General features: G+C 41.4%; 6 protein-coding genes and 3 tRNA genes. 4 read left to right on the forward strand and 5 right to left on the reverse strand.

The features are described from left to right. Positions 1-61 precede the first annotated feature (61 nt). Both IQP38_RS15120 and IQP38_RS15125 read left to right on the forward strand, forming a co-directional pair. The gene (locus tag IQP38_RS15120) at positions 62-1267 is read left to right on the forward strand and encodes a GGDEF domain-containing protein (protein ID WP_226977227.1); all 1206 of its coding nucleotides are present in this window, start codon (positions 62-64) and stop codon (positions 1265-1267) included. A gap of 235 nt (positions 1268-1502) precedes the next feature. Further along, on the forward strand, positions 1503-2495 hold the full coding sequence (locus IQP38_RS15125; RefSeq protein WP_005376038.1) for an LLM class flavin-dependent oxidoreductase: 993 nt from the start codon (positions 1503-1505) through the stop codon (positions 2493-2495). 5 nt (positions 2496-2500) lie between these two features. On the opposite strand, the gene IQP38_RS15130 is transcribed toward IQP38_RS15125, so the two are convergent. After that, a tRNA-Cys gene (locus tag IQP38_RS15130) sits at positions 2501-2574 on the reverse strand. A gap of 36 nt (positions 2575-2610) precedes the next feature. Further along, positions 2611-2697: transfer RNA gene (locus IQP38_RS15135), tRNA-Leu, on the reverse strand. A gap of 301 nt (positions 2698-2998) precedes the next feature. On the opposite strand from IQP38_RS15135, the gene IQP38_RS15140 reads away from it, so the two are divergent. Then, positions 2999-3928: a CHAD domain-containing protein gene (locus IQP38_RS15140; RefSeq protein WP_021707732.1), complete on the forward strand. Its 930-nt coding sequence runs from the start codon at positions 2999-3001 to the stop codon at positions 3926-3928. 69 nt (positions 3929-3997) lie between these two features. Beyond that, a complete protein-coding gene (locus tag IQP38_RS15145; RefSeq protein WP_193837706.1) occupies positions 3998-4786 on the forward strand; it encodes a lipase family protein in 789 nt (262 codons plus the stop codon). 74 nt (positions 4787-4860) lie between these two features. Here IQP38_RS15145 and IQP38_RS15150 read toward each other — a convergent pair whose 3' ends face one another. The 3 genes from IQP38_RS15150 to IQP38_RS15160 form a co-directional block, all read right to left on the reverse strand. Then, positions 4861-5115: a hypothetical protein gene (locus tag IQP38_RS15150; protein WP_005375990.1), complete on the reverse strand. Its 255-nt coding sequence runs from the start codon at positions 5113-5115 to the stop codon at positions 4861-4863. A 130-nt stretch (positions 5116-5245) separates the two neighbouring features. Next, positions 5246-6769 (reverse strand): alpha-amylase, encoded by a 1524-nt coding sequence (amyS, locus tag IQP38_RS15155; RefSeq protein WP_193837707.1) that lies wholly within the window; start codon positions 6767-6769, stop codon positions 5246-5248. A 307-nt stretch (positions 6770-7076) separates the two neighbouring features. Beyond that, a tRNA-Cys gene (locus tag IQP38_RS15160) sits at positions 7077-7150 on the reverse strand. Positions 7151-7260 lie beyond the last annotated feature (110 nt).

Here is a 7260-nt window from a genome sequence, read left to right on the forward strand (position 1 = left end):
AGTATACATAAGCTTCATAAAAATAGAAGATTATAAAGCCAAGAAACAATTAAACCAAATAATGGACATACAAATATCATTAGAGTCATTAAGTAGTTATCTTTGGGCTTACACTCAAAATAGGGGAAAAAACAATTTCACACAATTCATGATTTCTCATAACAAATTAAACGAATTATTATCTCAAAATGAAGATGTTTTATACCTTACTAAAGACCTAAAAAAAATGAATCTCGAACTGTATTTTTTAGTTCAATACGAAAATAATCATTTACTAGACAAAGATCGCCATTATGATTCAGTCGTAAATTATAATAAATCAAATCCTGTCATACAATCCAGAATAAACATTGTATCCCAGGATATGAATAATGAAATAATATATATTTATAAAAAAATACTTAATAATAAGTCTACAAAACTACAAAATTTAAATTATTACACTCAAGCAGGTATTATTTTTATCTCTCTGGTTGTTATGCTATTATGCTTTTATATAAAAATAAAGTTCAAGAGAAGCTTTCAAAGGTTTATAAATGGAATAAAACAATTAAGCAGGTCAAATTTTGACTATAAAATCCCTTCAGAAAATCAATTCACGGAATTTGAAAATCTGTCTTGTTACTTCAATAAAATGGCGGCATTGTTAAACCACACAACAATATCAAAATCAAAACTTAAAGAAGAAGTAGAGAATCAAACTTCAGTTCTAAATCGTCAAAAAGAAAGTTTGGTATTTTTGTCTGAGCACGACTCCTTAACTAATATCTACAATCGTCGAGCAATAGAAAAACATTTGATCCAGCTTACGCGTAATTTCAGAGGCAGTGAGAATAGTTTTAGTTTGTTTTTTATAGATTTAAATTTATTTAAGGATATTAACGATAGCCATGGCCATGAGGCAGGTGATGCAGTGTTAAAATCTGTAGCTAGTAGATTATCAAGTATTATCGACGAATCAGACATGGTAGGCCGCTTTGGTGGAGATGAATTTATTATTATTCATCGTTCACACACAACAGGTACGTCTCTGTCTGCATGTGCACTACGCTATATCCAAGAAATAGAAAAAGTAATTCATTTTAAAGGTAAAGAGTTATGCGTCGGAGCTAGCATTGGTATTGCACTCTATCCTGAGCATGGGTCGAATGTACATGAATTATTAACAGCGGCAGACAAGTCTATGTATCAGTCAAAACGTTCTAAAGCTAGCTCGTTCACTATTGTCGACAACAGCAGTTCGCTGTTAAAGAGGCCTATGTTTTAATCTAAAGTAGCTGTGGAAACGTTCTACATGCGAATATTCAACGACATCGACCACTGTGGCCACTTACAGTAATAAAGCCGCTTTTATCACATAGCAAAAGCTAAACTCGTAAGCTAAACGCTCTCCAGGCATTGAAGAAAAATAATCCATTGTGAATGGTTAATCCTCCCCTTTTAAACGTCAACTTTCACCACCATATGATAGTTAAGATTCATTAACAGGCTATAACTATCCTATGTCTTTTCCTCGTTTATCTGTTCTGGATTTGGCACCCGTGTCCGACGGAACAAACTTCACCGAAACGTTCGAACGCTCCGTTGAATTAGCTCAATCAATCGAGTCCTGGGGCTATCATCGGTTTTGGATGGCTGAACACCATAACATGCCCGACATCGCCAGTGCCGCAACCAGTGTATTACTCAGTCATATTGGAGCGCACACGAACTCGATCCGTTTAGGATCAGGTGGAATCATGTTACCTAACCATGCACCACTAGTTATTGCAGAGCAATTCGGAACGTTAGAGGCATTATACCCTGGTCGTATTGACCTCGGATTAGGACGCGCACCAGGCACCGACTACCAAACAATGCATGCATTAAGGCGGGAACCAGAGCATATGGATCCTGACTTTGAAGAGCTGTTGGAGGAACTTAATTTCTTTCTTGGTCCCGTATCTCGAAATCAACCAGTCGCGGCTTATCCAGGTAACAACACATCTCTGCCGATTTGGCTTCTGGGGTCGAGTACATACAGCGCACGTTTAGCAGCTAAGAGAGGCTTACCTTTCGCATTTGCTGCACACTTTGCTCCAGATGCAATGTCTCGTGCTCTAAACTTTTATCGAGATGAGTTTGTCCCATCCGAGCATTTAGCTCAACCCTATGTGATGATTTGTGCCAACGTTATCGTAGCGGATACTCAGTCACATGCAGATTTTCTCGCGACAACAGAGAAGCAAAAATTCTTAAAAATGATTCGCGGCAATCGCGAAAAACTTCGCGCACCAGTGAAAAGTATGGCACCACTATGGTCAGCACAGGAAAAGCTTCACGTTGAAACTCAATTACGTGAATCTATCCATGGTGATCAAACATATGTAAGACAGAAAATTGAGAAACTTTTGGAACGCACTGGGGCAGATGAAATTATGGTAAACACGATGGTGTTTGAACAATCTGAGAAGTTGAGATCCTACAGGTTACTATCGGAACTCATGGACAAGTAAAAGAATGGAGGCGCCTCCCGGAGTCGAACCGAGGTCCACGGATTTGCAATCCGCTGCATAGCCACTCTGCCAAGGCGCCTTTCTGATTTTGTATCTCTGTCACCAAAGATTTTGATGGTGCCCCGGGCCGGACTTGAACCGGCACAGCGCGAACGCCGAGGGATTTTAAATCCCTTGTGTCTACCAATTCCACCACCAGGGCAACGCAATCATGCGATGGGTTAGACACCATCTATCTCGCGACCTTTGCCGTGAGAACGAGGCGTACTTTAACGGATTAATTTATCTGGTCAACAAAAAATTAGTCTTTTTTATTCAAATGGTTAAAAAGACGACTCTAACGAACAAAGGGCGATCATTTTGCTTATTTGATCATCAATACGCTTTGCTTTCGTGCCTTTTAACCTTCTCATTTTATATCAATGAAGAGCCAACAAATCGCGCAAGTTAACAGTATGGGTATAAACTTAACGTGTATTTCAGAGAACAAAATAGCGCTCATCATGTTTCGAAAACCATCATTTCACTTACCCTTACATGCCGACTCCGAACTCGACTTCGTAGTGCCCCACTTCTTCCTTACTGAATTTGATTATGCACGCTCTCTGGAGCAGGGAGTCATCGACGACTTGGATCCTGAATATACACACCAATATCGCGTCACACTGAGGCGCATACGCTCACTATGCTCACTACTTCGCGAACTGATCCCTCCTTTTGAACAGCGTATTTTGAAACCTCATTTAAGAATAATGATGAAGAAAACAAATAAGCTGCGTGATTTGGACGTATTTATCTTGGACAAAAACCAATACATTGAAATGCTCCCAAATCACAAATCGTCTCTTGAGCAACTTTTTTGCTTTATAGAATCTGAACGTGCTTACGAACAAGCAAAAGTTACGCGTTGGCTAGATACACAAGAATACACAACGCACTGCACTTTGATCAGGAATAGTATGTTGCGAAGTACGCAACACGAACCAGTGGATAGCAACGTACCTGCGTTACTTTTCGCAAGCCAAAAAATCTCCGTTCAATTTAAAAAAGTTGATAAAGCACGACGCAAAATCTCGGACAAAAGTCGTGACAGCGTGATTCATTCGATGCGGATAAAGTGCAAAGCGCTTCGTTATTTGTTAGAAGGATTTTCCACGCTCTATCCTTCCCAACAGCACAAAAACAACGTGAAACAACTAAAACTATTGCAAGACAAGCTCGGTGACTTTAACGACACTTCAAGTCAAATTGAATTTTTCGCACAACTCAAAGAAACAGCAAATCTCAATAAACAAGATCGTAAGGCTTTGAAAAAGCTAATTAACGTGCTTAGCGAACATCATGAACTCTCTCGCCAAACCATCTTGACGCATTTAAGCCAGTTTGAGTCTTTCATTCGCGATTCCAATACACAAAATCTCTACCGACCCTAAATCAAGGTTCACGTATTCTTAATATTCATTAATTACAGTCAATCGTTGGGCTCCATTAAGAAAGATAACGTGAAACCATTAAAACGATACCAATACGAGCGCTATGCGGTGCTTTGTAATCTCGCCTACCCTCGCGTCTTCAGACAAACTCAATATGGATTCGATCCTAATGGGCAACGAGTCATTAGAAATGAACACGGTAAGATTATGATTCGCGTGCTCTGGAGTAAAAAACAGAGTGAAGTGGTCGTAGTGATTAAAGGCTCACACAGTATCAGTGATTGGTTGTTGAACTTCGCGATGTGGACGAGAAGCTGTCGAAGGTTGGGACTAAACTATCGCATTCACGCGGGTTTCTATCATCTGTTGTTCCAAGAAAGTTTACCGAGCCGGAATGAAGATCGGTTAGGGTTGACCGTGATCGAACGCCTCGAAGGTATCGTTGTACCACTTATTCTCAGGGGAAAAAGAATCACTATTACTGGCCACTCTTCAGGTGGCGCGATTGGCAGTGTTTTTGCTGACTATATTGAGAAAAAATACCCCAAAAGCATTAAACGCGTGGTCACTTTCGGACAGCCCGCTGTCGGAGATTGGACGTTTAAGAAACGCTACCGTTTGGGGCACAAAACATACAGGATTTGTTGCGACATCGACATCGTGACCTTTATGCCGCCCATACCTTTTTTGTATTGGCATGTAGGCAAAATGCTATGGTTATATAACGGGAGAATATACGAGAACACCCCAACGCTCATACGGCTTGGGCGCTCCTTATTTAGTTGGTTAATGCGACCGTTTTCTTATCACTTTATGAGTAAATACATTCGCGACAAAGACTTTTTTGATGAACGCTGAGTTAAACATCCGAAAGGTATGACGTACAGACACCAAAAAGCCGGACTTCGCCGGCTTTACGATTAAGTGCTGATCTACAGAGAGGCGATTTCTTTTTCAAGTTGATATTTGTTATCTGTGACAATTCGCTCTAACACTTCAACACGTCGCTTCAAGTCACCAATTTGCTTGTTAAGGTTATCTTGTTCTTCTCGGCTCATCGTATTACGTTCAGATATCTCCAACGCTCTTACTTCTTTACGATGGTTCAAGATTAACTTTATTATCCCGCCCCCAAATATGGCACCGAACACAATAGCCACAACCAATACATCAGCAATAGATTCCATTCTTTATCTTCCTCTAGATTATGCTCAACTATAAGTTACTCATTTGTCGAATGAATATCAAATAACACATTGATTCATTGAAGAGTTTTATCAAGAATTGCCTACTCTGTATCAAAATCACAGGAATGGATTATTCAACGCCAACCCAAACCGAGACAGATCCGCCGTTTACTGGGAACTCAGCCCAACCATTCGCATCAGTCCAAACTTCTTCAGTTCGGATACCCAACTTGTCTACGTAGCGAGCACTTGGTTTACCCGTATACATCCACTTCGAGCCGCCAGGTCCATCACTCATGATCACGGCCATTGAATGTGGATGCTTTGCATCACCTTCTCGAGTCCAACCAATTACGTCCCAGTGGTCGAGATAAGAATGTTGTTTGCCATACGCATAATCTTTACGCAGTGTTACTAGCTCTTCAATGTAAGGCACTTTGACCATATTGATGTCATGCCCTTTATCACTGTACTGCGCGCCGTAGTAATCTGCATAAAACACGGATGGATAGCCTTCTTCACGCAATAAGATAAACGCGTAAGCGAGCGGCTTAAACCACCAATCAACCGTCGACTCCAAAGCCTGCAAAGGTTGAGTGTCATGGTTTTCTACTAAGGTTACCGCTTTGACTGAATTGTCCTTCATCAGCGTACCATCCATGATTTGACGCATATCGTAGCTACCACCCGATTTAGACGCATTGTAGAAGTTCATATGTAACGGTGCGTCGAATAGAGACATGCTGCCAGAAGTTTTGGTGATAAAGTTATGCAACTGATTAACATCGTAGTTCCAGTACTCTCCGACCGTGAATAGTTCTTTCCCTGTTTTCCAACGTAGGTGATCAATCCATTCTTGCAGGTATTGATATTTGATGTGCTTCACCGCGTCCATTCTAAACCCATCCACACCCGTCATGTTGATATACCACTCACCCCAGTCTTTCAGCTCTTGCTTCACTTCAGGGTGATCCATGTCTAGGTCAGCGTACATAAGGTAATCGTAGTTGCCTTTTTCCGAGCTCACTTCCCAATCCCATGCCTTACCCTCGCCTTTGAATTTGAAGATAGCTTTTTCTTCGCCAGCATCGTCCCAATCCACGCCATCAAAGTGGTACCACGTCCAATGAAAGTTTGAGTACTTGTCGTTGCGCCCAGGGAAATCAAACTCTACCCACGCTTCAATCCATTTATCACCAAGTTCAATATTTCGGTTGTTCCAATCTACTCGCTTGGTATCAACCCAAGACTTTCCATCCGCACCACCGCGATGGTTGAACACCACATCGCCATAAATCTGGATATTGTTTTTATGGGCAGTATTGATGGCGCTTAGGTACTGATCTTTGGTGCCATACTTGGTGCGCACCGAACCTTGTTGATCAAACTCTCCCAAATCGTACATATCATAAACGCCATAACCGACGTCGTTGCTACCACCAGCACCTTTATAGGCGGGCGGCAACCATAACGCAGTAAAGCCGTTGTCAGATAGTGCCGACGCGTTGTTTTCAACTTGTGTCCAGAGTGCACCGTCATTTGGCACATACCAATGGAAATACTGCATCATGGTGCCATTTTGTGCCGCCATTACAGGCGAACTGAGCAGCAAAGTTAAGGGTAAAAGTGTAGGTTTAAGGTTGAATGTTTTCATTATTTTTCTCTCACGTTAAGGACTAGAATCCTCCTTTCTGCATATACGCACCAAGCGATACTAACTATGACGCTAGCTAGGTTGCTGCCTGTAATACAAAAAGTTCGGATGACAATCGAAGAGAAACTATCACCAATCACACTATACAATTATTGAGTTGTCTAACATTTATAAAATCAATGATTAGCACGTTAAAAATATTGAATGGTGATCAAAACATGGGAGACTTTAGGAAAGCGCGAAGGGTTACGAAAAGGTGGACTAAAAACGAAAAAAGCCAGTCATTTAAGACTGGCTTTCGAAATAGTGGAGGCGCCTCCCGGAGTCGAACCGAGGTCCACGGATTTGCAATCCGCTGCATAGCCACTCTGCCAAGGCGCCTTTCTGATTTTTTATCTCTGTCACCAAAGATTTTGATGGTGCCCCGGGCCGGACTTGAACCGGCACAGCGCGAACGCCGAGGGATTTTAAATCCCTTGTGTCTACCAATT

It is taken from the genome of Vibrio sp. OPT41 (assembly GCF_015163595.1).
Taxonomy (GTDB): Bacteria; Pseudomonadota; Gammaproteobacteria; order Enterobacterales; family Vibrionaceae; genus Vibrio; species Vibrio alginolyticus.